We start from the raw sequence: 25561 nt of genomic DNA, 5'->3' as shown, positions 1-25561 counted from the left end.
TGCTATGAAAATTTAAACCTTTATACCCGAATTTCTGTGCACATAATAATCACAAATCAGGAGTAAATACCTATCAGATTAAACATTTCAATACCGATTGTCATTCCAAAATTCTAACCCCAAGTGCGGCGGTTTTCCATTCCGTATCCCGTCCGAACCCATCCGCTTCTCATCGGCTATCCCGGCGTCATGCGGCGGGTTGCGAATGGCGGGCTGAGCGGGGCTGGCGGCGCTCGGCGGGCTGAAATGGGTAAATTTTACCCAAATGAGCGGGGCTGGCGGCGCTGGGCGCAAGCCCTGAACCGGGCCGGCATTACCGAGACGCGCGAAGGATCCAAAGGGGGCATTCGCCTGTCCAAAAAGGCCGAAGAAATTACGCTGTTCGACATCTTCCATGCCATCGAACAGGACCGCCCGCTGTTCCGCATGGAAGTGCCGGCGGCGCTCTCCGGCGAGCTGGTCGACCGGATCGCCAGCGCGACGATCCGATCGCTGCGGCAAGCCGAGCAGGCGATGACGATCAGCCTGCGCGGCGAAGGGGACTGACCGTTTGGAACAACGACAAAAAAAGCGATCCCCGCCGTCCGAATGCAAACGGCGGGGATCGCTTTTTCGCATTCCCGATTACGGCCCCTCCCGTGCCGGCAGCCATCTGAAAGTGGCTGCCGAGCGGGCAGGCAGCGTATACGCGAACGACTGCCGCCGCCATACCGCTTCGAAGGTACGCGGCCGGTCGCCGGTATTGACCGCGATCAGGACGATCGTTCCGTCCGGATTCCGGAAGGCGACGTTCTCGATGCCCGCGGAGGCCGGCGAGGAGTCGATCCGTACCGCGCCGCGACCGACAAATTTGCTGACGTGGCCGAGCGCGTAATATTCGACGTTTTTCACGGCTTCCCCGCTTCCGGGGTCGATCGTAACGACGCCTCGGCAATCGGCGCAGCCTCCGTTGGCCGGGCCGCCTTCCGGATCGAGGGCCAAATTCCAGAGCAGAATCGTTTCCGCCCAGTTGCGGGCGGCGCCGATCATCAGCTTCGACATCAGCCAGGCCAGATTGCTTCCGAAATCCTCGCTCCAGCTTCCGCCGCTGCATTCCGTAAAATACACGGATTTGTCGGGAAAAGCATCGTGTACGCCCGTCATCGCATCCGGCTCGCCGCTGTAGCAGTGGTATGCCGTTCCTTCCGTATACCGGTTGGCTTCCCCGTCGCTCAGCACGGTTTTGGCATAGTCCTCTCCGCCGTCCCAGTTGTGGTCGTAAGCGATGATTTTCGTCTCCAGCCCGCTTTTCTCGAATGCCGGTCCCAAAAAATCGCCGATAAATTTCGCCTGTTCTTCGGCCCCCATGCTCATGCTCGGATAGTCGGGCGAAGTAAATTCCGGTTCGTTTTGGACCGTGACCGCGTCAATGGGGATGCCCTCCGCCTCGTACGCTTGAATATAGCGGACGAAATATTCGGCGTAAGCCCGGTAAATCCGGTCGTCGGCAGCATTCAAGTACCAGCCGTTAGGGGTGGCTTCCCCGTGCTTCATCCAGGGCGGAGCGGTCCAGGGAGTGCCGAGAACCTTCACCCGTTCATATTGGCGGACGATTCGCTGCAGCGCGGCGATGACTTCGGCATCCTTGCCGACCGAAAAGCGGGTCAGCCCGAAATCCGTCTCCCCGGGAGGCAGATCGTCGTAGGTGTAGCTGCTCGGATTGCCGTTTTCGTCCACCGAAAAATCGGAAGCGCCGATCGTATGGCGAACGTAATCGAGGCCGATTCCGCCGTCGCCGAAAAGCTCTTCGAGCAGCCGGTCCCGCTGCGGTTCGGACATCTTCGAGTTGATCAAATAGGCGCTCGAACCGGTAAGCGCCGCGCCGAAGCCCCGCATCGTCTGATACTGCCGCCCGGCATTCACCTCGATGACCGCGTCGGCAGCTTTGGCCTTCCCGCTGAACGCCGTTTCCGGTTGCGGACTCAGCAGGCTGCTCCGATCGGCCGTCGTCAGCCACGCTTCCGCGATCAGGACGCCGGCCGGCGAACCGGTGCCGGCGCCGGGAATCGACGCCAAAACGACGAGGGCGGCCAACGCCCCCCATATTCGGCAAAGGATTCGCGTCCCCTCCTCTCCCCCGAAAGACGAGGAAGAAGCCGAAGCTCAAAGCTCCGGCTCCTTCCCCCAAACGGTCGTTATTTCCCCGACGGGCTTCCGACGACGACGGAAGTTTCCAGACGAATGTCGGCCGAAGAGCTGCCGATATAGACGGGAACTTCGCCTTCCAGCATGACCCATCGGTCCGCTTGTTCGTCCCAGTAAGACAGCGCTTTTGGATCGAGCTCGATCTCCACGCGCTGCTGCTTGCCGGGCTGAAGCTCGACCTTGGCCCAACCGGCCAGTTGCTTCGGAGCCGTGGTCACGTCGGTCGGCAACTTGCCGGTGTATACCTGCACCACTTCCGCCCCCGAAACGTCGCCGGTATTGCGCAAATTCAGGGACACCTTGATTTTGCGATTGTCGGCATTGCCGCTTACCGTCGTTTTCGCGTTGCGGTATTCGAAGGTCGTGTAGGAAAGGCCGTGTCCGAAGGCGAACGCCGGCTGCAGTTCGTTCTTCTCGTAGCCGCGGTAGCCGACCATGACGTCCTCGCTGTATTCCGCCACGCCGCCGACGCCCGGGAATTGCGTCTCGGAAGATACCGGCGTGTTGTTCTCGTCCACCGGGAACGTAACCGGCAGCTTGCCGGAAGGGTTGACTTCCCCGAACAAAACGTTGGCGATGGCATTGCCTTGTTCCTGCCCGGCGTACCAGGCTTGCACGATCGCTTTTACATCGTCTTTCCAGCCGTCCATTTCAACCGCTCTGCCGCTCATCGAAACGACGACGGTGTTCGGATTGGCGGCCGCCACCTCGGAGATCAATTGTTCCTGATTGTTGGGCAAATCCAGATCGGAACGATCGATATAACCTTCGCTTTCATAAGTGCGAACGACGACGATCGCGACGTCGGAACGGGCGGCGAGATCGACCGCTTCCTGCATCGTCGGGTCGACTGCATCGGCAGGCGGAACCCAGCCCAGCCGGATCAAGCCGCCGAAATCGGAATCGAGCGTGTTCGGCCAGTCGGTGCGATATTCGATGCGGATATCGTGTTTTTCGCCGGCGACGAGGTTCACCTTCGCTTCGGTCGTTTCGACGGTTTCGCCCTTGTTGTCGATCAGCAGTTCGCCGTCGAAATACAGCTTCCCGGAGCCGAGGCTCGTAATCGACAATGTGTACTCGCCGGTTTCCGGGGCGGCGATGGAGCCCGTCCAACGGGCCGACATCATGCCGTTGAATGGGTCCGGCAATTTCGTCAGCTTCGAGGATTGCCCGTTCAACCCGTCGTAGTTATAGAAACCGAGGTTCATGTTTACCTGGCGTTCGGTGCGGACAAGCGACGGATCGCCTTCCATTCGGTTGTTCGTCCAATATTCCCCGTGCAACCCCGAACCTGCGGCCGCTGCGCCGTTTCCGGAAGCGGCGCTTTCCGGGAAGAGCAGCGAAGAAGGCACGGCCGACGGACCGTTCAGAATATCGCCCGTGGAAATCGGATCGGTTCCCGGGGCATATTCCACTTGCACGCCGCTTCCGGCCTGCTCGCGAATCGCCTCCAGCGGGCTCACGGTGTACGTCGGCTGCACGAGGGAGCTTCCGCCGACCGTGGCGTAGCTGTCCGCATCCGGTCCGATGACGGCGATCGAGTCCAGCTTGTCCTCGTCCAGCGGAAGCGCGTTATCCTCGTTCCGGAGCAGCACCATCGTTTCCTCGGCGATTTCCAGCGCGGCTTGCCCGTGCTCCGCCGCGGGGATTTGCACGTTCACGGCCGGCTTGTCGAACAAGCCCTTATCGAACATCTGCACCAGAATTCTTTTCGCCATGCCGTCGATTGTTTCTTCGCTAACCTGACCGTTTTGAACGGCGGCCAAAAGCTTGTCGCCCCATTGGCCGTAAGGCACGCCCGGCGTTTCGAGGTCAAGTCCGGCGATCGCCGACTCCGCGGTGCTCAGATTGGCGCCGTAGTCGCTCATGATAAAGCCGTCGAAGCCAAGGCGGTCTTTGAGCAGCTCCGTCAGCACCGTCGGGTTTTCGCAGGCGAATACGCCGTTGATTTTGTTGAACGAGCACATGGCGGCGCCGAGGTCCGCTTCTTCCACCGCCGCGGCGAACGGGCGCGTATAGATTTCCATCATCGCGCGCTCGCTCGCCTCGGTATCGACCGTAAAGCGTTCCGTCTCCTGGTTGTTCAGCAAATAATGCTTGGCGGTGGCGATGACGGGATATTTTTGCACCTCGTTCACATAGGCGACTCCGAGCTTGGATTGGAGAAGAGGATCTTCGCCGAGCGACTCGAAATTGCGGGAGCCCCAGGGCAGCCGGGCGATATCGAAGCCCGGGCCGAGAAGCACGTTGTGGGTCGTATTGTACGCTTCGTTGCCGATCAAATCGCCGTAGCGTTTCGCCGTTTCCGTATTCCAGGTCGCGGCCAGCGCGATCGGGGTCGGAAAAGCGGTCGATTTTTTATTCTGAATTTCGGGGTTTGCAATACGAATGCCGGTCGGTCCGTCGGCCATCGTCAGCGCGGGAATTCCCAATCGTTCAATCGGAGCATTGTAAAAACCGTAGTAGTTGTTCAAATTTCCCGTAACGAATTCGACCTTTTCCTCAAGAGTCATCTCCTGAAGCACCAGTTCGGTTCGCTCTTCCGGGGATTTGGATGCGTCCAGCCATGGTTGCGTCTCGGCCGCCGCGGCCGTATGAAGCGGCGATACGACGGCAATGCTCGTAACCACCGCAGCGAGCATCGCTCGAAACGGTTTTAACGATTTTTTCATCACTTGATGTTGTCCTCCCTCAAACGGTGTTGAATGTCATGATGTCGTTTTCCCTTGATCCGACAGCCTCTCCCTTTCCGGCTGTATGTACCGCATTCACCTCCGTTGCGTACTGTCAAATCGGGCCGGCCTGTCGGGGAACCGCGCGGTCGTGACGGAAACCGGATTAACCAAACTAAACAAACGTGAATAATCGGAAAATTAAGCCCGACGTCTCCCGAACGCGTCCCCGTTTAGCGGTTATCGTGCGTTTGCGTTTCCGGCCGGTCCTTTCGGCTCCGACCCGCACAGCTTCAACCCGCAGCCCTTGGCCGCCCAATACAACCGTAAACCAAAATTTTGCGAAATGCACTCCCAAATATTGGGTTGATGAATGGAATGGATGACATGATTTGTAAGTAAGCGTTTCAAGGCAGCGCTTAACATTAAATTTTTTTTACCGCATTCAGGTTGATTATGACCGAACCCTTATAAAATAGTTCAAATTGTGTCCTAAAATATTACAAAATATTAATCTTCGAAAAACAGGGTCTGGACAAGATTCGGGGCATGACCTTCTCCAAGTAAGCTTTTGGCGGCAGGCACCGGGAGCTCGGCCAGGGACAAAAGGAGCCAAACCCCGCCTTACGGCGTCATTGGAAAACAAGACCCCCGAGGATCGCGAATGGCGGAGATTCGGGCAGAATGTCGCGAGAGGCGGTCTCGGCTACCGCCGCATGCATGTGGCGGGGTGAATTGAATCGCCACGACCCAACCGGAGCGGCAGCAGGCGTGCAGAGGCGGTGAGGTGAGTCATGTTTACCCAACTTAGCTCGACTGTCTGCCCTTGGCCGGTTGAATTGAGTCGCCACGACCCAACCGGAGCGGCAGCAGGCGTGCAGAGGCGGTGAGGTGAGTCATGTTTACCCAACTTAGCTCGACTGTCTGCCCTTGGCCGGTTGAATTGAGTCGCCACGACCCAACCGGACCGACAGCGGGCGCGCGGAGGCTATAAAGAAAGCGACCCCCTCGTCCGCCCACGAACGAAAGGAATCGCTTTTTTTACACCCGCTTACAGGCTCATTTCCAAAATCGCCTTCACGTCGTCCTTTTCCAGCTTTTTGAACGAGCCGATCGGACCGAAGAGTACCGCTTCCGCCGCCATCCGGTCCAGCTCCTCGCCGCCGATGCCGAGCTGGCCGAGCGTCGCCGGGGCGCCGATGCGCGTAAAGTACGCGCGGGTCCCCTCGATGCCCGCGAGCGCAATTTCGTCGTCGCTTTTGCCGGCCGGATCGACGTTCCACACGCGAACCGCATATTGAACGAACCGGTCCACCCGCTCCTTGTACACATATTTCATCCAGTTCGGGAAAATGATCGCCAGTCCCGCCCCGTGCGCGATGTCGTAAATCGCGCTCACTTCGTGCTCGATGCCGTGCGTCGCCCAGTCGGTCACGACGCCGAGCGGCAGCGTGCCGTTCAGCGCATATGTACCGCAAAGCATCAGGTTGGCGCGGGCTTCGTAATTCGATCCGTCCGCAAGCGCGATTTCGCCGTTTTCGATCACCGTCTGCAAAATCGATTCCGCAAACCGCTCCTGCAGCGGCGTATCGGTCGTCCGGGAAAAATATTGCTCGAACACGTGCGACATCATATCGACGATGCCGTTCGTCGTCTGGTCTTTCGGAACCGTAAACGTCAGCTCCGGATCCAGGATGGAAAATTTCGGGTAGATGAGCTTGCTCCCCATCCCCCGCTTCTGCTTCAGCTCCCAGTTCGAAATGACGGCGTTGCCGTTCATCTCCGAGCCCGTCGCCGCCAGCGTCAAAATCGTGCCGAGCGGCAGCGCCTCCCGGATGACGGCTTTACGTACGCAAAAATCCCATACGTCTCCCTCGTAAGGAACGCCGGCCGCAATCGCTTTGGAGGCGTCGAGCACGCTGCCGCCCCCGACGGCGAGAATGAAATCGACCCGCTCCCGGCGGCAAATCTCGATGCCTTTGTTGACGGTGGACAATCGCGGGTTCGGTTCGATCCCCGAAAGCTCGAATACCGCCGCCCCGATGCCGTCAAGCTGAGCCTTCACCTCGTCGTACAAGCCGGTCCGTTTGATGCTGCCTCCCCCGTATACAAGCAAAATGCGCTTGCCGTAAGGCTTTACCAGTTCGCCGAGCTGCGCCACCGTCCCTTTGCCGAACACGAGCCGGGTCGGGTTATACAGTTGAAACGAGTTCATACAGCTGGATTCCTCCTTCGGAGTTCGAATGGCCATCCCGTATATTGTACCATGTTTCGTTCCCCGAAGAGGAGGCCGGGCCGGGCGCGGGGCAGCGGCCGAGGCGGAAAACCGACGTTCGGCCGGGCGGGGTTACGCCTTTTTTCTTATCGTATAGACCAAAGCGCCGGCGACCCCGACCATTCCGAGCGCGATCGGCAAATATCGGATGCCGAGCTTGTAACCGAACAGCAAATAACCGGCAATGCCGATCAATTCGGACAGCAGCAAGCCGAACGCGAACCCCCCGGCCAGCGCCAGCGGCACGATCAACCATTTTCTCATGCGGATTTCGCTCCTTTTACGGCTACCGCGACGGACAGCCACGACAAAATCAGGGCGACAACGGGATGCAGCGCCGACACGACCGGGGAAACACTTGTAAAATTCGCGGTAAAGTACATCAGCAAAACGAGACCGAACAGCCCGAACGCTTGCCATAGCAGCCGTCTCGCGAGCCTCCCCGCAAAGCCGAAGCCGAGCATCGCTAGAGGCACGAATTCGATCATATGCACGAAGCTCTCATGCCTTGCCCAATTCAGCGGATCGACGAACGTCGCAAGTCCCGCAAGAAAAACCTGAACGGCAACGCAAACGGCGAAAATCGCCGCGAGTACGGCAAAAACGACGCGCGAAGCTTTGCCTTTCGCCATCGGGCGATCCTCGCCCGCGTTTTTGAGAATGCTCTCCTTTTTTTCCATGTCGCTCCCCATTCCTCTCGATCGGCCGTCTGGCCGGGACGCGCCCGGAAACTGCCAGAATTATTGTTCGATATCGCCAGTCTAACAGCCTCATGTTGCGAACTTGTGAAGGTCGGATGCGATTTCGATGAATGCGGACTCCCGGCGGCGCGGGCAAGGTATAATAGGGGCGAAAGCCCGGAGAATAAAAACCGTTAACGGATAGAACAGGAAGTGAAGCATATGGCGCATACCCTGCTGCTCGTCGACGACGAGGAAAAAGTGCTGGAATTCATGGAGCCGTATTTAAGGGAAGAAGGATTCGAAATCGCCACGGCCGCGAACGGCCGGGAAGCGATTGAAAAAGCGAAGGCCATCAAGCCTTCGATCGTCGTGCTGGATTGGATGCTTCCGGAAATGAGCGGCATCGCCGTTTGCCGGGAGCTGCGGCAGCTGGGGCCGATGGGCGTCATCATGGTCACGGCGCGGGCGGACGAAGCCGATAAAATCGTCGGGCTGGAAGTCGGAGCGGACGATTATATGACGAAGCCGTTTTCGCTGCGCGAGCTCGCGGCGCGCATCCGTTCGGTGCTGCGGCGGATCGAAGGGCAAGCCGGACGGGAGGACATGCTGCGCCGCGGCGAGCTGCTGCTGTCTGAAGCGCAGTGCCGGGTATGGAAGCGAGGGGCGGAAATCCCGCTGACGCCGACCCAGTTCAAGCTTCTGCTTCTTCTGGCGGCCAGGCCGGGCATCGTATACAGCCGTCTGCAGCTGCTGCAGGGAGCGTTTGAGGACGATTATTTGAACGACGAGCGGACCGTGGACGCCCATATCAGCCATCTTCGCAAAAAGCTGGAGGACGACCCTTCGAAGCCGGTCTATATCCAAACCGTTTACGGCTTCGGCTACCGGTTCGGTGACGGTTCATGAGCGTCGGACGCAAGCTGTTTGCCGCCTTGTCTCTGTTCATCGCGGGAATGGGGCTGGTCTTCGCCTTTACGACCCAGCTCGTCGTTCGCGATGCGCTCCGGTTCATGGTCCAAACGGCGAAGCAGGACGAAATCGGGCGGCTGTCCGGACGGCTTTTGGACGAATATCGAAGCCGCAACGGTTCCTGGGCGGGAATCCGAGAGTTCGGCGAATCCGCCTGGCGGGACTCCTCGGACGAAACGGACAGAAGCTTCCTTCTGCAAACGCCGGACGGGGATTCGCTGGTCAAGGCGGGAACGGCATCCGACCGCGCGATCGAGCGCTTCGGCATCCGGACTCCCCTGGAGCACAACGGGCGAACGGTCGCCGTCCTTTACTACTGGGACGAGGAGGCGGACTTTTTGTCCAAGCTGCGGATCGGCATTGTCGACTCGACTCGCGTTTTGCTTTTGTTCGGGGTCGTCCTGTTCGTCGTCGTCTCGATGCTTGTCGCTTTTTGGCTCTCGCGGCGGCTGACGGCCCCGCTCCGGGCGCTCGTGCCCGCCATCGACCGGCTGGGCAAGGGGGAATACGGCGTGCAGGCTCCCGTCCTCGGCAAGGACGAATACGGGAAAGTAGCGAACGCGTTCAACCGGATGTCGGAACGGCTTCGGCAGTCCGACGAGGCTCGCCGACATCTCGTCGCCGACGTGGCCCACGAGCTGCGGACGCCGATTACGATCATCCAGGGAAAGCTCGACCTCCTCCAGCAGCGCGGGCAGTCCGTTCCCCCGGAAGCTCTTCTTCCGGTGCAGGACGATCTTCTCCGGTTGACGAGGCTGGTTTCCGACCTGCACCAGCTTTCGCTTGCCGAAGCCAAAAAGCTTCCCCTGGTCCTGCAGCCGGTCGATATGGCGGAACAGGTCCGCAAAATCATGGAGCGTCTGGCCCCGGAATTCGATGCGAAGCGCCTGACCGGGACGTTGGACAACCGCGCTGCGAGGACGACGCTGAATGCCGACGCGCACCGCATCGCCCAGGTATTGCTCAACTTGCTGACGAACGCCGTACGGTATACGCCCGAAGGGGGAACCATCCGGATCGGCCTGGCGGACGAACCGGGGGGAACCGGCCCGTCCGGCGGCCAGGACGGGGGCGGCGCATTGCGAATCGACGTTACCGATTCGGGAATCGGCATCGCGCCGGAGCATTTGCCTTTTTTGTTCGACCGGTTTTACCGAACGGACGAAGCCCGCGACCGTCACCGAGGCGGCAGCGGCCTTGGCCTGGCCATCGCGAAGCAATTCGTCGAGGCGCACGGCGGAACGATCGCCGTGGCCAGCCGCGAAGGACAGGGCACGACGTTTTCCGTTTTTCTCCCGATTTCCCCTTTTCAACAATCCGATGGATAATATTTTAATTCCTCTGAATATAATGTCCTTGGAAGGTTAAGCCGGAAGGGGGACGGCGACTTGCGCGCGAACGGAATCGGAGCTTCCCTGTGGGCGTTTCTGGCTCGGGTCAAATGGCTTCAGGTCATTTACGTGGCCGGAATCGTCGGCATCGTCGCCTTCAGCGTCTACTCCCTGATTCGCATCGAATCTTCGCCGGGCTCCGCCGCCCGGCCTCCCGGGCCCGCCCCCTCCGCATCCGGCAAAACCGCGGATACGCTGACGACGCTGATCGTGAAGCCGATCGTGGAATCGGAGACGAACCAGGTCATATTCCGGGGCCTTTTTTACATATTCGTATGGCTGCTGCTGTTCCTTGTCGTACCGGTCGCGCTCATGCGGTTGCGAAGATTTCGTTTTTTTCAAGTGGAGTTTGAATTGGAAACGGAAAAGGCGGCGATGCAAAACGCGATTGTCACGTCCTCCAAAGCTTCGCTCATGGCTTATTTGACCGGGAACGACGTATTCGTCAAGACGCTCGCCTGCCTGGACGGCAACTCGATTCGTTTTCAGACCGTGCTCAAGACGCTCCTCGAAGAAATCCAGACGGCCTATCGCGAAACGTTCAACGCCGCCTTCGTCTTCGAAGTGTACGAAAACGACACGCCGGCGAAATACCGGCACCTGGCCCAGGATTCGCTGCTTACGAACAAAGCCGCCTGCTGGAATAAACCGAACAACGACAGCCCCTTCAAATGCAATTTGCTGGTCTACCGTCACGAACTGGACGACGGCGAGTACCTCGTAACGGTGTGGAGCAGTTATTCTACCCAATTTGACTTATTTGACCAGCAAGTTTTGCCGCTGCTGCATAATGTAATTATGAGAAATATCGAAACGATCGAGCTGATGGTCGTGGCCACTTATCCCGTAGATTGACTTTCCTGTTTGAAAATCGGGGAGGAGAATTTACTTTATGGATCGAGGAGTTGAAGGGATGAACGATAAAAAAAATGCTCCCATCAATGCGGCGAACGTCATCAAGCGGGCCGCCGATATGTTGACCAGGCCACGGGAACCTTCCAAGTCGGCCTCGGAAGCGATGAAGAACATCAAGGTTTCCAAGGACGATCCGCTCGTCAAACCGTTCACGAATCCGCGTTGATTCGAACGGGCTGATCTGCATGCCGCCGCGGCGGCTTGTGGGACAGCCTATTTTTTTATGAAAATAATGGAGTACGTTTCGACAAATGATTCTGATTTTCGTTATTTTTCGATATAATATAGTCAGTGGTTACAGAAAGGAGCAATCCGGCTCATGAGGGCGATATTGGTCGATGACGAAAAGCTCGCGCTGCAGCACTTGGAGAATCAACTTCGAAAAATGTCGGGAATCGACATCGTAGGCGTCTATCAGCACTCGGAGGATGTGCCGGGGGCCGTGTCCGAACTGAGTCCCGACGTTGTTTTCCTCGATATCGACATGCCTGTCATGACCGGAATCGAAGTCGCGGAACACATTCTGATGCGGGCTCCCGACACGTTCGTCGTTTTCATTACCGCTTACGACGAATACGCGATCAAGGCTTTCGAGCTCAACGCGGTCGATTATTTGCTGAAGCCTCTCGACTACACGCGGCTTCAAACGACGATCGAAAGACTCAAGCATCGGCTTGCGCACAAGCCGGCAGCGAAACAATCGGCCCCGGAACCGATGCTTCGCTGCTTCAAAACGCTCCAATACGGCGGCTTGGAGCCTGTCGTCCTTCCTTGGCGCACGGCCAAGGCGCAGCAATTGTTCGCTTATCTCGTCCATCATCGGGGCCAGCAGGTTCGCAAAGATACGCTGATCGAGCTGCTGTGGCCCGAAGTCGACCTGAAGAAAAGCCTCACCCAAATGTACACCTCGATGTATCAGCTGCGGCAGGCTCTGCAGGCCGTTCAGCTCCCGGCGAAGGTTCACAGCCTGGATAAAGGCTACCAGCTCGATTTGCAAGGGGTGCGCATCGACGTCGACGAATGGGAACGCAAGCTGTCGGAGCTTGCGCCGCCGGACGAGCATAACCTGGCGGAGCACAAGCAGCTGCTCGAAATCTACCGCGGGGACTATTTCGAGGATTACGATTACATATGGGCGGAAAACGAAAGAGAGCGCCTGCGGACGCTTTGGTACGAGCACGCGCTGAGCGTGGCGGACTGCCTCGACAGAATCGGCCGCTATGCGGAAGCGTTGTCTCTTTATCATAAAATTCGCGACCAGTTCCCTTATTCCGAAGAAATTTACTTGGCCTTGATGAAGCTTCATCACGCCCACGGCAACCTCACCGCCGTTCAAAAACAATACCACGAGCTTTGCGAGGTGTTGACGGAAGAATTCGGAGCCGCGCCTTCCCCGGAAATCCGGGAGTGGTATAACGAGCATATGGACCCGGTCTCCTCGTAGCGGGCGCTTCGGCCCGGCGCGCGGACGGGAGCGGTCTTTTCGCCCTCGAGAGCGGGGCGTTTCGGTCGCGGCGCGCGGACGGGAGGATTCTACTCGCCCCGGAGGCGGGGCGCTTCGGTCGCGGCACGCGGACGGGAGCGGTCTTTTCGCCCTCGAGGGCGGGGCGTTTCGGTCGCGGCGCGCGGACGGGAGCGGTCTTTTCGCCCTCGAGAGCGGGGCGTTTCGGTCGCGGCGCGCGGACGGGAGCGGTCTTTTCGCCCTCGAGAGCGGGGCGTTTAAGTCGCGGCGCGCGGACGGGAGCGGTCTTTTCGCCCTCGAGGGCGGGGCGCTTCGGTCGCGGCGCGCGGACGGGAGCGGTCTTTTCGCCCTCGAGGGCGGGGCGCTTCGGTCGCGGCGCGCGGACGGGAGCGGTCTTTTCGCCCTCGAGGGCTGGCCGTGCCCGCATGGACGCCGTCCCCTCCTCCGTTTCGCCGTCGCTCCCCCTCATGGCTGCCGGTTTAACTCCGCATAAAAACGCTCGGTCGGCTTGCCGCGCATCAGGCCGCTGTTGCCCGGTCGCCGACTTGGTCGCTACTTTTCCCCGGCTTCGGACATTCGAATAGCGCCGGGCTCCGATAGCTGAAGCAGTTCCGGCAATTCGTCCCAGGAGACGATGCGCGGAAGCCGAAGCTGCCGATTGTAGGAGTTGTCTTTGACATAGACGTTCAAAGTCAGATCGGACAGCGTTTCCAGCACCGCGGGCTTGTCGTCGAAATAATAATCCAGCCCGAGCTCGCGAATGATATGAACTTTTTCCGTATCGCTCATCCCGCAAAAAAAGCGGTCCGGCGCTACCGGAAATCCCGCCTTGACGAGCCAGCTTTTCGTCCGATCGCCGTATATCGCATCCCTGGCCGTTATGTAGTAAATCTCATGTCCTTCCCGGTCAAGCCGTTGAAGCGCCTCGACCGCTCCCGGGAACGGAGGACAATCGGTAAAATAAATCTCGTCCCGCAGGGCGTTCCACATTTCCTTCCCCTCCTCGGACGTCATGCCGAAAGGTTCATGAATCGGAACCGTCGTCAGCTCGCGAAACCTCTCCAGCGGAATTTGCCGGTTCAACTTCTTGTTGTACAAATGAAACGCGTATTCCCGCAAATTGATTAACGTATCGTCGATGTCAAAGCCTAATTTCATCCGGTAAACTCCTTAAGGGGAAAATGGAAGGCATCCGCTCCGTTCGGATCTCGGCAGCCCGATTGGAGAGGATAAGCTCCCCCTTATTCTACCAGATTGGGCCGGTGCCGCCTAACCGATAAGCGCGGGACCGGTGATGGGGGCGAAAGATGTAGTGCCCCCCGTGCGCTACATTGAGGCTGCGCGAAGCGGTTGCGGCACATGTAGCGCACCCCGTACGCTACATCGAGGCTGCGCGGAGCATTTGCGGCACATGTAGCGCACCCCGTGCGCTACATCGCGGCTGCGCGGAGCATTTGCGGCACATGTAGCGCACCCCGTGCGCTACATCGCGGCTGCGCGGAGCATTTGCGGCACATGTAGCGCACCCCGTGCGCTACATCGCGGCTGCGCGAAGCGGTTGCGGCACATGTAGCGCACCCCGTGCGCTACATCGCGGCTGCGCGGAGCATTTGCGGCACATGTAGCGCACCCCGTGCGCTACATCGCGGCTGCGCGGAGCATTTGCGGCCCATGTAGCGCCCCCCGTACGCTACATGTCGTTATTTTCTCTGATGCCAGCCGTTTCGGGCCTCACTATTACGGTCTCCAGGGGCCGTTATTTGCTCGCATCACGGAATATTTCGCAATTAGCGGCCTTTCGTGACCCGTTATTTCCATTGCCACCCCCTTTCCGGCCCCACTCGAACCAATTAACGGCCTCCAGGGGCCGTTATTTACTCGCCTCGCGGGATATTTCGCAATTAACGGCCTCCAGGGGCCGCTATTTACTTGCATTGCGGGATATTTCGCCATTAGCGGCCTTTCGCGACCGTTATTTCCGTTGCCAGGCCGTTTCCGGCTTCACTGAACGAAATTACGGCCCCTAAGTCCAGCCGCGGCGGCCAACCAAACGCGCCTCCCCCCGCCTTGCTTGCGCGAGCGCGCTTATTGCTCGTGCTTTTTCAGCAGGATGACCGCGTTGTGGCCGCCGAAGCCAAACGAATTGGACATGCCGATGCGCAAGGATGCGCTTCGGGCCTCGTTCGGCACGTAGTCGAGATCGCAGTCCGGATCGGGCTCCTCCTGATTGATCGTCGGCGGAACGATTCCCTCCTGCAGGCTTTTGACGAGCGCGATCGCCTGGGCGCCGCCGGCCGCTCCCAGCATATGGCCGGTCATCGATTTGTTCGCGGTAACCGGGATGCGAAACGCTCGCTCGCCGAACAGCTTCTTGATCGCCGCCGTCTCGGATTTGTCCCCGAGTCCCGTGCCGGTCGCATGGGCGTTGATGACGTCGACGTCCCGCGAATCGAGGCCCGCTTCCCGAAGCGCCATCTTCATCGCCTGGTACGCGCCGGCTCCTTCCGGATGGTTCGCCACCATATGGTAGGCGTCCGAGCTCGCCCCGTAGCCGATCACTTCCGCATGGATCCGGGCATTCCGCCGCAGCGCGTGGGACAGCGATTCGAGCACGACGATCCCGGCTCCCTCGGCCATGACGAACCCGTCCCGCTTCCCGTCGAACGGACGGCTGGCTTTGGACGGCTCGTCGTTCCGCGCCGACAAGGATGTCGCGTTCGCGAAGCTCGCCAGCGCGATTTCGGTCACCGCCGCCTCCGTTCCGCCCGCCACGACCGCGTCGAGGCTTCCCGAACGAATCCAGCGCCACGCTTCCCCGATCGCCGTGTTGCCGATCGAACAGGCCGTTACCGGCGATATCGACGGTCCGGTAAGCCCGTACCGGATGCCGATCGTCGCCGCCGCCATATTCGAAATCATCATCGGCACGAGCGTCGGACTGACTCTCTCCGGCCCGCGGCCGCGCAGCGTGTCCGCTTGCCCGAGCAGCGTTTCGATGCCGCCGATCCCCGACCCGACGAAAACGCCCACCCGCTCCCGATCCGCAAGTTCCAGGTTCAGGCCGGAATCTCCGAGCGCCTGTTCCGCTGCGGCCAAAGCGAATTGCGTAAACCGATCCATCCTTCTCGCCTCTTTCGCGCCGAATCGCCCCGCGGCATCGAAATCCCGCACCAGGCCCGCGATTTTCGTTTTATGCCGCGACGTATCGAACGTATCGATCAGGGAAACGCCCGATTGTCCGCGAACCAGCCCGTCCCACAGCCGCTCGGGATCGTTGCCCAGCGGCGACACGACGCCCATCCCCGTAATGACGACTCTTTCCATCGCTTATGCCTCCTTGTCGCTTCCTAATCGCATTAGATGATCGTAGTTTGTCACACTCGATATCCTATTACAAGTTGTAGTTAATCCTAGTATAATAAGTAATAGGATATAGAAGTGGTCTGGAGACCGGTCTCGGAATGGATCTGACAATCGATCTGGAAGTGAATCTGAGCAATCGATCTGACAATCGATCCGGAAGCGGATCTGGCAATGGATCGCGGAAATACGGAACGATAGGCATTCGAACCCCAAAAAAGGAGAAACCCGAATGAACCGGGAAACGAGATTAAAGGCGTTGTCGGAATTCCTCAAAACGAAACGGGCCAAAATCGCGCCCGAGGACGCCGGGTTCCCCGTCGGTTCGCGCCGCAGAACCCCGGGCTTGCGAAGAGAGGAGGTCGCCCAGCTGGCGGGCGTTAGCCCGACCTGGTACACGTGGCTGGAGCAGGGCCGGGACATTCGCGTTTCGGCTTCGGTCCTGAACTGCGTGGCGGCGGCGCTGCTGCTGAACGACGACGAGCGGAAGTATTTGTTTTCGCTGGCGCTGGAGGCCGGGAGCGGCGTTCCCGCGCTTGCGGAAGAGCCATCCGCGATCAGCCCCTCCCTGGAAATGATTTTGCGCGAGCTCCGGTACTGCCCGACGGTCATTTCCGACCGGCGCTGCCAGATCGTTGGCTGGAACGCCGCGGCCGCGTACGTGTTCCTCGATTTCGAGCGGCTCCCCCCGCAGGAGCGGAACATGATCCGGCTGCTCTTCGTCCGCAAGGAATTCCGGCGTCTCGCCGTCAACTGGGAGCATTTTGCCGGCGGGTTTTTGGCCATGTTCCGGGCCTATTACGGGCAGTACGTGCAGGACGAGTGGTACGAGCGGTTTATTGCCGAGATGAAGGAAAGCCATCCGGATTTCGGCGAATTGTGGGAGCAAGGTCAAGTCAGCTCCGCGCCGGACGTGGCTGTCGAATTCCGTCACGCGAAAGCCGGAAAAATGCTGTTTCACCTGACTTCGCTGCAAGTGCAGGGCAGCGCCGATTTGCGCTGCAGCGTATATACGCCGGCCCCCGGCACCCCGACGGAAGCCAAGCTGAGGCGGCGAATGGAGCAAAAATCGGACGAATCCGTTTCCGCCGATTAGGCCACCGGTCGTACCACACGAAGTTATTGCCGCCATTCTTCATTAACGTTTTTTTCAAACAACGAGTTGGCTACTGACCTGTAATAAGCGGTTCCTGGAAGTGCGCGGCGGCTGACCCGTTTAGAAAAACAGACGACCGCTTTTTGGTTTTTGACCGGAAAGTGATCTCTGATTTTTCTGGAATGAATTCCTAACTCGTCTTGCCGAAATCAAATCTCTCTCGTGTACATGTTCTGATCCTGCAATCGAATCAGTACTTTGCCAAAACGTCCGCCCTCCTGGATGACTACTTTGTCGGACGGATAGGCTTGCTCCAAATAGCCGGCAATGATGTTCCGATTCCGCTCATCAACGGGCAGACGGTGATGGCCAAGCCAGGTCAGAGCTTCCTGCAACGCCGCTTCTCTGGAGACTTCCTTCGTCTTCGCTTCCCGCGTGATCAGCGATTCGTAGGCATAACCTTTCAAATACAGCAGATGCAGCAAATATCCCATCTCTTTAAGTTGCGTATGGCGAGGCTGATCAGTGATAAGCGGCCAAATTTCATTCACCAGGCTGTGCTCCCCTGGAATGACCGGCATACTGATATAACAGAACTTTCGAGCGCACTGGAGCACCTTCTCCACAATTCCCCAATTGCGAATGACCGGGCACATCGAGACAAAGACGAGATCGAAGGCCTCGTTCCAGCCCTCGGCCTCTACGTCAATAACTTCAAACGGTACGGGTACAATTTTCACTTGATCTTCGGCGAAGTTCAAGATGTTTTCTTCCAGCAATTCGATCAGCGGGGGAGAAGTCTCTACGGCGGTTACACGAGCCCCTCGCTCCGCAAACGGTACGGAGAACACGCCCGATGCGGCGCCAATATCGAGCACGGAGGCATTCTCGAATTGGACGCCTTGTCCTTCCAGCCAGTTCATGATTCGTTTGGTTCGTTTCCTTCCCTCTTCGCTAAACGATTGTTCGTTGAACGTCTTGGCTTTGGGGTCAAAAGACCGGGTAGGATCAATTCCCTTCTGTTTCATCCGATTGATTATCGAATCGGACTCGTCTTTCCACGCTTTTTCCCAGTTTGCTGCATTAAAAAGATCGATCATGAGTATTCCCCGCGCTTTCCTTATGGTTTGTGGATTCCCCTAAACGAGCGGCCTGATTCATCCTGCCGCCTGTTCATGCTCCGGCGATTTCCCTTTACGAAGAAAAAGACCGAGTACAAACGCAACGAGGGCGATGAAGCCGCCGAAAATAAACGCATTGTTGATGCCCGCTGCGAGTCCGTTGGCAATTTCCGCTGGAGCCTGCGGATCGCTCGCCCCGCTCAAGTAATGCTTCTGTCCGCCCGACATAATACTGATGTACAGAGCTGTGCCGATTGCGCCGGACACCTGCTGCAGCGTATTCAAAATCGCTGTCCCGTGCAGTGCAGATGGTTTGGCAGTTGGTTGAGCCCGCTGTCTGTGCGGGCATCATGACTAGCGCTGAACCAGTCATTAGGGCGATGTGAACGACGACGAGGAACCCCGTGCTCGTCGTTTCATCGAATCGGGTGAATTGCCACAATGAGATGGCAACAATGGCCAGTCCGGGGATGATCGTTATGCGAGGTCCAAACTTATCAAACAGCTTGCCTGAGATCGGAGCCATGAGCCCGTTCACAAACCCTCCAGGAAGCAGGATCAAGCCTGATTTAAATGCCGTTACCATGAGTACACCTTGCATAAATATTGGAAGCATGATCGCCGACGAGAAAAATGTCATCATTAGCACAAACATAAGCACCACGATAAGCGCAAATGTCGGATACCGGAAAGCACGTAAATCCATAACAGGTTCCTTTAACAATAACTGTCTCCACACGAACAGCAACAAGGAAACACTGCCTGCAGCGATCGTCCAGACGACTGCTGGTTCCGACCAACCGCGTTCGCCGGCATTACTGAACCCATAAACGATTCCGCCGAAGCCGATTGTTGACAACACGATGGATAGGAGGTCCACTCGCGGTTTGGTGACTTTCGTCACATTCCTCAAGACAACGGCTCCTATAATAATGGAGAGCAGCGCAAACGGTAGTACAAGGTAAAATAGCCAGCGCCATGATAGTCCGTCAACGATTAATCCTAATATAGTTGGGCCAATTGCCGGGGCGAACATGACGACGAGCCCAAAAATACCCATTGCACCCCCGCGCTTTTCCGGCGGATAAATGGTCATGATAACGTTCATTACAAGCGGCATCAGCATGCCGGTTCCCATCGCTTGAATGATCCGCCCGACGAGCAGCACACCGAATTCCAGCGACACCGCCGAGGTCACCGAACCGACGAAGAACAAACTCATCGCCGACAGAAATATTTGCCGGGTCGTAAACCATTGCTGCAGGATTGCCGTTACCGGAACAAGCACGCCAACAACGAGCATATAGGCGGTGGAAAGCCACTGCCCCGTTGCAGCAGACACGCCAAACGATTTCATTAATTCGGGAAGGGCATTGCCCATTAAAGTCTCATTCAAACCGGCGACAAACATGCCGATAATCAGAGCAAACATGATTGGGCCGCGTTATGTTATTTAAGTCGATCATCCTTTTTTCCCCCAAGCTTCTGTATTCAGGTTACTGTTTATGACCGCGGCGACAAGTGCGCCCCTCGAAGCTGCAGCTATAGCCTGATGCATTTGCGATGCTGCATCTCCGGGACTGTATACACCCGGAACGTTCGTTTTTCCGAATTCATCGACAACGATCCCTCCCCATTCCGTGATCCCTCCGCAGTCCCGGAACGGCAAGCGATTGATCCTTCATGCCGACGGCAAACAATATTTTTTTGCTTGTAAAAGTTTGTCCTTTCTCAGTCTTAACTTGAAACTGGCCGTCGGTTCCCACAATCGACACCGCCGTATCCGCCACGAACGATACGGTGGGGTAGGCGCTGATCTCCTCTTTTGCAATTCACCGAAACTTACTGGGACTGATCCACATCGAGAAGCTTTTTATCCAACATAAAACCAAACCCCCATAGATCGATAATATCCATAATTAGATAACAAGAAGTGCATTACTTCTTGTTTACCTCGTGGCTGCAACGCTTGAACGCCTCATTCAATACCGACTGAATCGTATGTTCCTGCAAGTATTGGTGCAGATGCTGTTCCGCGCCGTTCATCACTTTTTCGACCAAACATTCGTTTTTTCTTGGACGTTTCTGATCCCGTTGTGCAGTCCCATCTTCCGCTAACAACCGATGTTGCCGCGAACTCGAATTCAAGCATTTAAATAACTGCTGTCTTCCTTCAATCACTTGAATCACATCCAGAAACGTAATCTGATCGGCCGGCCGTGCAAGCTCGTAACCACCGTTCACCCCCGGCATAGCACGTACGATTCCATCCTGCCTCAGCTTGGACATGATTTTGGATAAATAGCTTTCGGAAACATCAAGTGCCCCAGATAATTCCTTGATCCCGACGTTGTTGCAACGCTCCGAGTGTCCCAGGTGAATTAAGGCGTGTAGGGCATAATCTGTACTTTTGGAGAACTGCAAGTTTCCCATCTCTCTTCTCATCAATATCATTAATATAGACCTGCGTTATCCATAATAAACGATTCAAATCCAAATTGTAACGACATTCTTGATCCGAACTTCGCTTGTCATCAACTGTGTGCGGCTGTGAGCATACGGCGGGCGGAGATGAGCAGCCACGACACAACCGAAGCGGCAGCGTGCGCCTCCGGAGGAGGAGCGGTGAGCAAGGGTCTCCCTCGAAGCCGCCACGTCCTCCCGCTCGCCGCAATTACCGCCCGTGCACGATGACGCCCTTGGCGACGTTCAGCATCGGATAGGCCCCCATCACTTGGGGAACCTCGTCCAGCGCAAACCGGTGGCTGACCAGCCCTTCCACGTCCACGGCCTTGCCGCGGATGAGGGCGATCGCTTCCTCGTGGGTGAACGGGTTGACGAACGACCCCATAATGCGCAGCTCTTTCGAGAAGATCGCATAAGGCGAAACGGAAATTTCCGTTTCCGGCGACGACACGCCGAACAGCAGCACCTGCCCGCCCTTGCGGGCAACGGCGAACGCCAGCTCCATCGATTGGCGGCGTCCGACGCATTCGATGACGATGTCGGCCTTGCCGGCCCATGCCCGCACGGCCGCTTCGTCGTCCGCGCCCAGCGCCTCGAGCTGCCCGCGCTTGCCGGCCACGGGCTCGAAAACGGCGACGCGCGCGGCCTGCTTGCGAACCAGCTGCAGAAACAGCTGGCCGATAAAGCCGCCGCCGATGATGACCGCGGTGCTGACCGGCCGCACGTCAAGCTTCTTGTAGCCGTGCAGCACGCAGCCGAGCGGCTCCACCAGCGCGCCCTCGACGTCGCTGACCTCGTCGGGCAGCAAATAGCAGTTGGCGGCGGGAACGTCGCACAGCTCGCCCATGCCGCCGTCGCGGGTGACGCCGACCGCCTGCAGACGGTCGCACAAATGCGGCCGGCCGTTCCGGCAAAATTCGCAGGCCCCGCAATAAATGTTGGGATCGACCGACACCCGATCCCCGGCTTTGAAGCCGACAACCCCGTCGCCGACTTCGATCACTTCCCCGGCCAGCTCGTGGCCGAGCACGATCGGCGGACGGACGGCCGCCGAACCCGGATGGCCGTGGTAAATGTGCTGGTCCGTGCCGCAAATGCCGCACGCCCGAACCGCGATCCGCACTTCGCTGTGCTTTAGCGCCGAAAGAGGCCGTCCAACCTCCACCGTCATGTCCTGTTTTCCCCGCAACACCGCTGCGCGCATGCTCTGAGCCTCCCCGGCTGCATTTCCCTGTATGCGATAGCGCCCTCCGGCCGGAAGCGCTTCAACGTTAAGCGTTAATCGTGCAATTCAACCGACTCTCGCTGCTTCCCGAACGCATCCAAATGGCATGGCAAATCCGCGCCAGTCGTTATGCGGCCATAGGAACGAAATTAGTATAGCACGATTTGCGGAGCCGCAATAGCAGGTACACGTTCGCCGCGCCCCGGGGTCGCTCCTGCCGCTATACCCGTCATTCCTCGAACAATTCCTTCAGCACGGCGTCCCTGTTTTCGAGAAAACGTCTCGTAATGACATAATGCAGCGTGTCCTCGTAGCGGATTTCTTGAATCGGCAAAGCGTCGAAATCGAGAATTTGGGCGTTCGGATACCCGAGCAGGATGGGGGAATGCGTGGCGATGATGAATTGAGCCTCTTTCTCCAAATCCTTGATGATATGGAGAAGCGCGAGCTGCCGGGCCGGCGAGAGCGCCGCTTCGGGCTCGTCCAGCAGGTAGATCGCTTTTTTTCCGAACCGGTTGGCGAACAGCGAAAGAAACGCCTCGCCATGGGATTGTTCGTGCAGCGAACGTCCGCCGTAGTAGCCCAGGCTTTGCGGCATCGTATCGAGATGGGAGGCGAAATGGTAAAACGTCTCGGCCCGCATGAAAAAGCCGTTCGTCACCTTCGGCAGCCAGGAAAGCCGGATGTGCTCCCCGAGCGCCGAATGCGAGGCTTCCACCTCGTACGCGTTGTTTCTGCCGCCGCCGGCCGTGTTGAACCCGCATTGGTATGCGATCGCCTCGAGCAGCGTGGATTTTCCCGAGCCGTTTTCCCCGACGAAAAACGTCACGTTGGCGCGGAACGAAAGCGTATCGAGAGCCTTCACGGCCGGTATGGTAAAAGGGTATTCGTCCCGGGAAAAGCGATCGCTTCTCAGCAATTGCAAGCTCTTCAAGTACATCCGCGTCCCTCCGTTCCGCTCCGATCGGCGTTTTACTTGAAGATACGCGATCGCCGCGGAATTTTCAAGACCGCTTCCGCGCCTAGAATAAAATGATTCCCGCCGCGCCGGCCGCCAGCACGACCGCAAGCGGCGACAGCTTGTACTTGATCATCGCCAGCAGGCTGCCGGCGGCGATGGCGAGGGTAAGGACGGTCGTCCAGGTGAAGACGGTGTTGCCCATGGCCGGAAATGCGAAATGAATCGCGGCGTAGGCGATCAGCCCGGCCACGATCGGCCGCAAGCCGTAGAAGGACGACTTCACCCATTTTTCCTCGCGGCGCCGGAACAAAAACGCCGAAACGAGCATGACGACGGCGAGCGAAGGCAGCACCATGCCCAGCGTCGCGAACGCCGCGCCCGCAAGTCCCGCCGTTTCGTAGCCGATCAGGGTGGCGCTGTTCGTGGCGATCGGTCCCGGCGCCATGCCGGCAAGCGAGACGGCCGTCTGATATTGCGCCTCGGTCAGCCATCCGTTCGCCGAAACCTCATGCTGAATAAGCGGAAGCACCGCGTACCCTCCGCCGAACGAAACGAGTCCGATTTTCAAAAAAACCGCGAACAATTCCCAAAGCATCCGTCATCCCGCCCTTCGTTCGTCTTGTCGTCAAATGTAGTATTCGGGATAGTAGAGTTCCGCCTTGCCGCCGTTCGGGCCGTTTTTCTCCGTTTTTGCGTCCAAGCCGAGCCGTTCCTTTCCTTTGACGAGAAGGATGCCGACGACCAGCCCTGCGAGCACGATGTAAACGGGATTCAAATTCGTCGCGAGCAGGACGGTCAGCGCCGCGACCGACACGACGGCCGTCGAAACGTCGAACACGGACGACTTTGCCATCCGGTAGGCCGCGAGCAGCATCAACGCGATGACCGCGCCCTGCACGCCGGTCAAGGCGGCCCGGACTTTTTCCGAGTCCCGGAACCGGACATAAGCGAGGCTGAGCGCGAGAACGATAAGAAACGTCGGCAAGGCGATTCCCGCCACGGCCGCGATCGCTCCCGATATTCCCGCTTTTCGGTAGCCGACGAACGCCGCCGCGTTGACGCCGACGCCTCCCGGCGCGGAGCCGGCGAGCGAGACGAGATCGGCCAGTTCCTTTTCCTCGATCCAGCCTTTCTTGTGCGCCACTTCGCGTTCGATCAGCGGCATCATCGCATAGCCTCCCCCGAACGTCGCCGGGCCGATCCGCAAAAACGTCCAAAAAAGCTGTCCGATCATTCCGAGCCGCTCTTTCCCTTTCGATGTCATGATCGTCCGCCCCCTTGTACTTGTACCTCTATTGTAACATCTTTATTTCATTTTGGAATAAACTTTCGAAATAATTGGACGATCAAATGTATTTATAGCGTTAATTTCGTTTCATTTATAGATTATTAATTCCATTTTGAAATAAACTAGGCAAACCGATCGGAATTACGGGATGCAGGGGGGGCGGACTTCAGCTATAATAGAAAGAACATTTTTCATTCCCTATTACGGGCAAGCGAGGACTAGCGGTGGACAAACTCGAACGTCAGCTTCCGTCGGCGAAAAAGCTCGTGTACATGCAGATCGCCGCCAGCGAAACGATCTCCAAAGCCGAGCTCCTGGCCGCGAGCAAATTGACGAGCAGCACGCTAACGCGTTTATTGGACGAAATGGTGTCGGAGGGGCTCATTCGCGATTCCGGCCTTGGCCCGTCCAGCGGCGGAAGAAGGCCGATCCTGTATCAAATTCACCCCGATTACGGTTATTTGTTCGGGGTCGAGCTTTCGCGGATTCATTCGACGCTCGGCTTGTTCGATATGGAGATGAACCCCAAGTCGCTCGTTCGCTGGCGGATGGACGAGGCGATGACGCCCGAACGGTTCGTCGAGCACGCGGCCGGCCTGATGCGAAACATTTTGAGGGATCATCAAATTCCGCCGGAGCGCATCCTCGGACTCGGCATCGGCGCCGTCGGTCCTTTGGACCGGAACGAGGGGCTCATTCTCGATCCGCTCTATTTTCCCGCGAAAGGCTGGACAAACGTTCCGATTTGCCGGATGTTCGAGGAGAAGACGGGGTTCCCGGCCACGCTTGAAAACGGCGCCAATACCGCGCTCATCGGCGAAATGTGGTCGATCCGCCACGAGCAAATCGAGCACGCCTTGTACGTGCATGCCGGCGCAAGCCTGCGTTCCGCCATGATGTCCCACGGCCACATCGTGCACGGAACGATCGACATGGAAGGCTCCATCGGCCAAATGATCATCCAGACGGACGGCCCCCGGCTCCATCCGGGCGGCAATTACGGGGCGTTGGAGGCTTATTCCTCCGTGCAGGCGCTGGTCAAGCAAGCCCAGGCCCATGCGAAAATAGGCGGCGGCCTCCCGACCGAGCGGTACCGGCTGCCGCCCGAGCAGATCAATTTCGACGTGCTGCTCGAAGCGCTGAACGACGGCGATCCGACCGTCCGGGAATGGTTCCGGCAGTCCGCCGTCTATTTCGGAGTCGGGCTTGCCAACATGATCAACCTGCTTCATCCGGAAAAAGTCATTTTGGGCGGGGCGCTCATCCATTCGAATTCGCTGTACTTCGACACCGCGGCCGAAACGGCTCGCAAGCACACTTATTATTATCCCGCTTACGAGCCGCAATTCTCCAGAAGCCGGCTGAAGGAGGACGCCGTCGTCACCGGAGCGGCGCTTGTCGTGCGAAACCGCTTGATTTTATAGCCTGGCGGCGCGAAACAAGCGTTTGCGCGGCGCCGATGCCAACTGCGTGCGGCTGTATGCGTTTGGCGG

At 58.1% G+C, this 25561-nt stretch carries 22 protein-coding genes and 1 pseudogene; 8 read left to right on the top strand and 15 right to left on the bottom strand.

The window, feature by feature from the left end; all coding sequences use genetic code 11:
- The first annotated feature begins 246 nt into the window (after positions 1 to 246).
- Positions 247 to 546 (top strand): Rrf2 family transcriptional regulator, encoded by a 300-nt coding sequence (locus B7E11_RS14530; protein ID WP_205428671.1) that lies wholly within the window; start codon positions 247 to 249, stop codon positions 544 to 546.
- A 78-nt stretch (positions 547 to 624) separates the two neighbouring features.
- On the opposite strand, the gene B7E11_RS14525 is transcribed toward B7E11_RS14530, so the two are convergent.
- The 5 genes from B7E11_RS14525 to B7E11_RS14505 form a co-directional block, all read right to left on the bottom strand.
- Positions 625 to 2073 (bottom strand): glycoside hydrolase family 30 protein, encoded by a 1449-nt coding sequence (locus tag B7E11_RS14525; protein WP_240353135.1) that lies wholly within the window; start codon positions 2071 to 2073, stop codon positions 625 to 627.
- A 101-nt stretch (positions 2074 to 2174) separates the two neighbouring features.
- Positions 2175 to 4856: a beta-glucosidase gene (locus B7E11_RS14520; protein WP_080835867.1), complete on the bottom strand. Its 2682-nt coding sequence runs from the start codon at positions 4854 to 4856 to the stop codon at positions 2175 to 2177.
- Between the two features lie 1051 nt (positions 4857 to 5907).
- Positions 5908 to 7071, bottom strand: a complete 1164-nt coding sequence (locus B7E11_RS14515) for an iron-containing alcohol dehydrogenase (protein ID WP_080835864.1) — start codon at positions 7069 to 7071, stop codon at positions 5908 to 5910.
- A gap of 132 nt (positions 7072 to 7203) precedes the next feature.
- The gene (locus B7E11_RS14510; RefSeq protein WP_080835860.1) at positions 7204 to 7395 is read right to left on the bottom strand and encodes a DUF5957 family protein; all 192 of its coding nucleotides are present in this window, start codon (positions 7393 to 7395) and stop codon (positions 7204 to 7206) included.
- Positions 7392 to 7811 (bottom strand): DUF6220 domain-containing protein, encoded by a 420-nt coding sequence (locus tag B7E11_RS14505; protein ID WP_245809731.1) that lies wholly within the window; start codon positions 7809 to 7811, stop codon positions 7392 to 7394. The genes B7E11_RS14510 and B7E11_RS14505 overlap by 4 nt, the downstream gene beginning before the upstream one ends.
- Positions 7812 to 8033: 222 nt before the next feature.
- Here B7E11_RS14505 and B7E11_RS14500 point away from each other — a divergent pair, with 222 nt between their 5' ends.
- The 5 genes from B7E11_RS14500 to B7E11_RS14485 all read left to right on the top strand — a co-directional run bounded on the left by B7E11_RS14500 (position 8034) and on the right by B7E11_RS14485 (position 12533).
- Positions 8034 to 8720, top strand: a complete 687-nt coding sequence (locus B7E11_RS14500) for a response regulator transcription factor (RefSeq protein ID WP_080835858.1) — start codon at positions 8034 to 8036, stop codon at positions 8718 to 8720.
- Positions 8717 to 10111 (top strand): ATP-binding protein, encoded by a 1395-nt coding sequence (locus tag B7E11_RS14495; protein ID WP_080835855.1) that lies wholly within the window; start codon positions 8717 to 8719, stop codon positions 10109 to 10111. Before B7E11_RS14500 ends, B7E11_RS14495 begins: the two co-directional genes overlap by 4 nt.
- 60 nt (positions 10112 to 10171) lie before the next feature.
- A complete protein-coding gene (locus B7E11_RS14490) occupies positions 10172 to 11029 on the top strand; it encodes a hypothetical protein (RefSeq protein WP_080835852.1) in 858 nt (285 codons plus the stop codon).
- Positions 11030 to 11087: 58 nt separating this feature from the next.
- Positions 11088 to 11255 (top strand): hypothetical protein, encoded by a 168-nt coding sequence (locus B7E11_RS29580; RefSeq protein WP_176220761.1) that lies wholly within the window; start codon positions 11088 to 11090, stop codon positions 11253 to 11255.
- A gap of 153 nt (positions 11256 to 11408) precedes the next feature.
- The gene (locus B7E11_RS14485; RefSeq protein WP_080835849.1) at positions 11409 to 12533 is read left to right on the top strand and encodes a response regulator; all 1125 of its coding nucleotides are present in this window, start codon (positions 11409 to 11411) and stop codon (positions 12531 to 12533) included.
- Positions 12534 to 13103: 570 nt separating this feature from the next.
- Here B7E11_RS14485 and B7E11_RS14480 read toward each other — a convergent pair.
- Both B7E11_RS14480 and fabF read right to left on the bottom strand, forming a co-directional pair.
- Entirely contained in the window at positions 13104 to 13709 is a 606-nt protein-coding gene (locus B7E11_RS14480; protein ID WP_080835845.1) for a 5' nucleotidase, NT5C type, read from the bottom strand.
- A 927-nt stretch (positions 13710 to 14636) separates the two neighbouring features.
- The gene (gene fabF / locus B7E11_RS14475) at positions 14637 to 15875 is read right to left on the bottom strand and encodes a beta-ketoacyl-ACP synthase II (RefSeq protein ID WP_080835842.1); all 1239 of its coding nucleotides are present in this window, start codon (positions 15873 to 15875) and stop codon (positions 14637 to 14639) included.
- Between the two features lie 268 nt (positions 15876 to 16143).
- On the opposite strand from fabF, the gene B7E11_RS14470 reads away from it, so the two are divergent.
- Positions 16144 to 17007, top strand: coding sequence for a helix-turn-helix transcriptional regulator (locus tag B7E11_RS14470; RefSeq protein WP_080835839.1), 864 nt, complete (start codon positions 16144 to 16146; stop codon positions 17005 to 17007).
- A gap of 209 nt (positions 17008 to 17216) precedes the next feature.
- On the opposite strand, the gene B7E11_RS14465 is transcribed toward B7E11_RS14470, so the two are convergent.
- The 8 genes and pseudogenes from B7E11_RS14465 to B7E11_RS14430 all read right to left on the bottom strand — a co-directional run bounded on the left by B7E11_RS14465 (position 17217) and on the right by B7E11_RS14430 (position 24044).
- On the bottom strand, positions 17217 to 18107 hold the full coding sequence (locus tag B7E11_RS14465) for a class I SAM-dependent methyltransferase (protein ID WP_080835836.1): 891 nt from the start codon (positions 18105 to 18107) through the stop codon (positions 17217 to 17219).
- A 57-nt stretch (positions 18108 to 18164) separates the two neighbouring features.
- Positions 18165 to 19560, bottom strand: a pseudogene (locus B7E11_RS14460) (MDR family MFS transporter).
- Positions 19561 to 19590: 30 nt separating this feature from the next.
- Positions 19591 to 19797 (bottom strand): FAD-dependent oxidoreductase, encoded by a 207-nt coding sequence (locus tag B7E11_RS31000; RefSeq protein WP_425430070.1) that lies wholly within the window; start codon positions 19795 to 19797, stop codon positions 19591 to 19593.
- A gap of 269 nt (positions 19798 to 20066) precedes the next feature.
- Complete coding sequence (locus B7E11_RS14450) at positions 20067 to 20552, bottom strand: RrF2 family transcriptional regulator (protein WP_080840826.1); 486 nt, start codon at positions 20550 to 20552, stop codon at positions 20067 to 20069.
- A gap of 250 nt (positions 20553 to 20802) precedes the next feature.
- Positions 20803 to 21798, bottom strand: coding sequence for a zinc-dependent alcohol dehydrogenase family protein (locus B7E11_RS14445; RefSeq protein WP_080835834.1), 996 nt, complete (start codon positions 21796 to 21798; stop codon positions 20803 to 20805).
- 250 nt (positions 21799 to 22048) lie between these two features.
- Positions 22049 to 22759 carry an AAA family ATPase gene (locus B7E11_RS14440; RefSeq protein ID WP_080835832.1) on the bottom strand — a complete coding sequence of 237 codons (711 nt, stop codon included), beginning with the start codon at positions 22757 to 22759 and terminating at the stop codon, positions 22049 to 22051.
- 82 nt (positions 22760 to 22841) lie between these two features.
- Positions 22842 to 23375, bottom strand: a complete 534-nt coding sequence (locus B7E11_RS14435; protein WP_080835829.1) for a chromate transporter — start codon at positions 23373 to 23375, stop codon at positions 22842 to 22844.
- A 30-nt stretch (positions 23376 to 23405) separates the two neighbouring features.
- Positions 23406 to 24044, bottom strand: coding sequence for a chromate transporter (locus B7E11_RS14430; protein ID WP_080835827.1), 639 nt, complete (start codon positions 24042 to 24044; stop codon positions 23406 to 23408).
- 248 nt (positions 24045 to 24292) lie between these two features.
- Here B7E11_RS14430 and B7E11_RS14425 point away from each other — a divergent pair, with 248 nt between their 5' ends.
- On the top strand, positions 24293 to 25492 hold the full coding sequence (locus tag B7E11_RS14425) for an ROK family transcriptional regulator (RefSeq protein WP_245809730.1): 1200 nt from the start codon (positions 24293 to 24295) through the stop codon (positions 25490 to 25492).
- Positions 25493 to 25561 lie beyond the last annotated feature (69 nt).

It is taken from the genome of Cohnella massiliensis (genome assembly GCF_900169535.1).
Lineage (GTDB): Bacteria > Bacillota > Bacilli > Paenibacillales > Paenibacillaceae > Cohnella > Cohnella algarum.
Note: the sequence above shows the minus strand (reverse complement) of the source record. Positions and strands in the feature narration are given on the sequence as shown.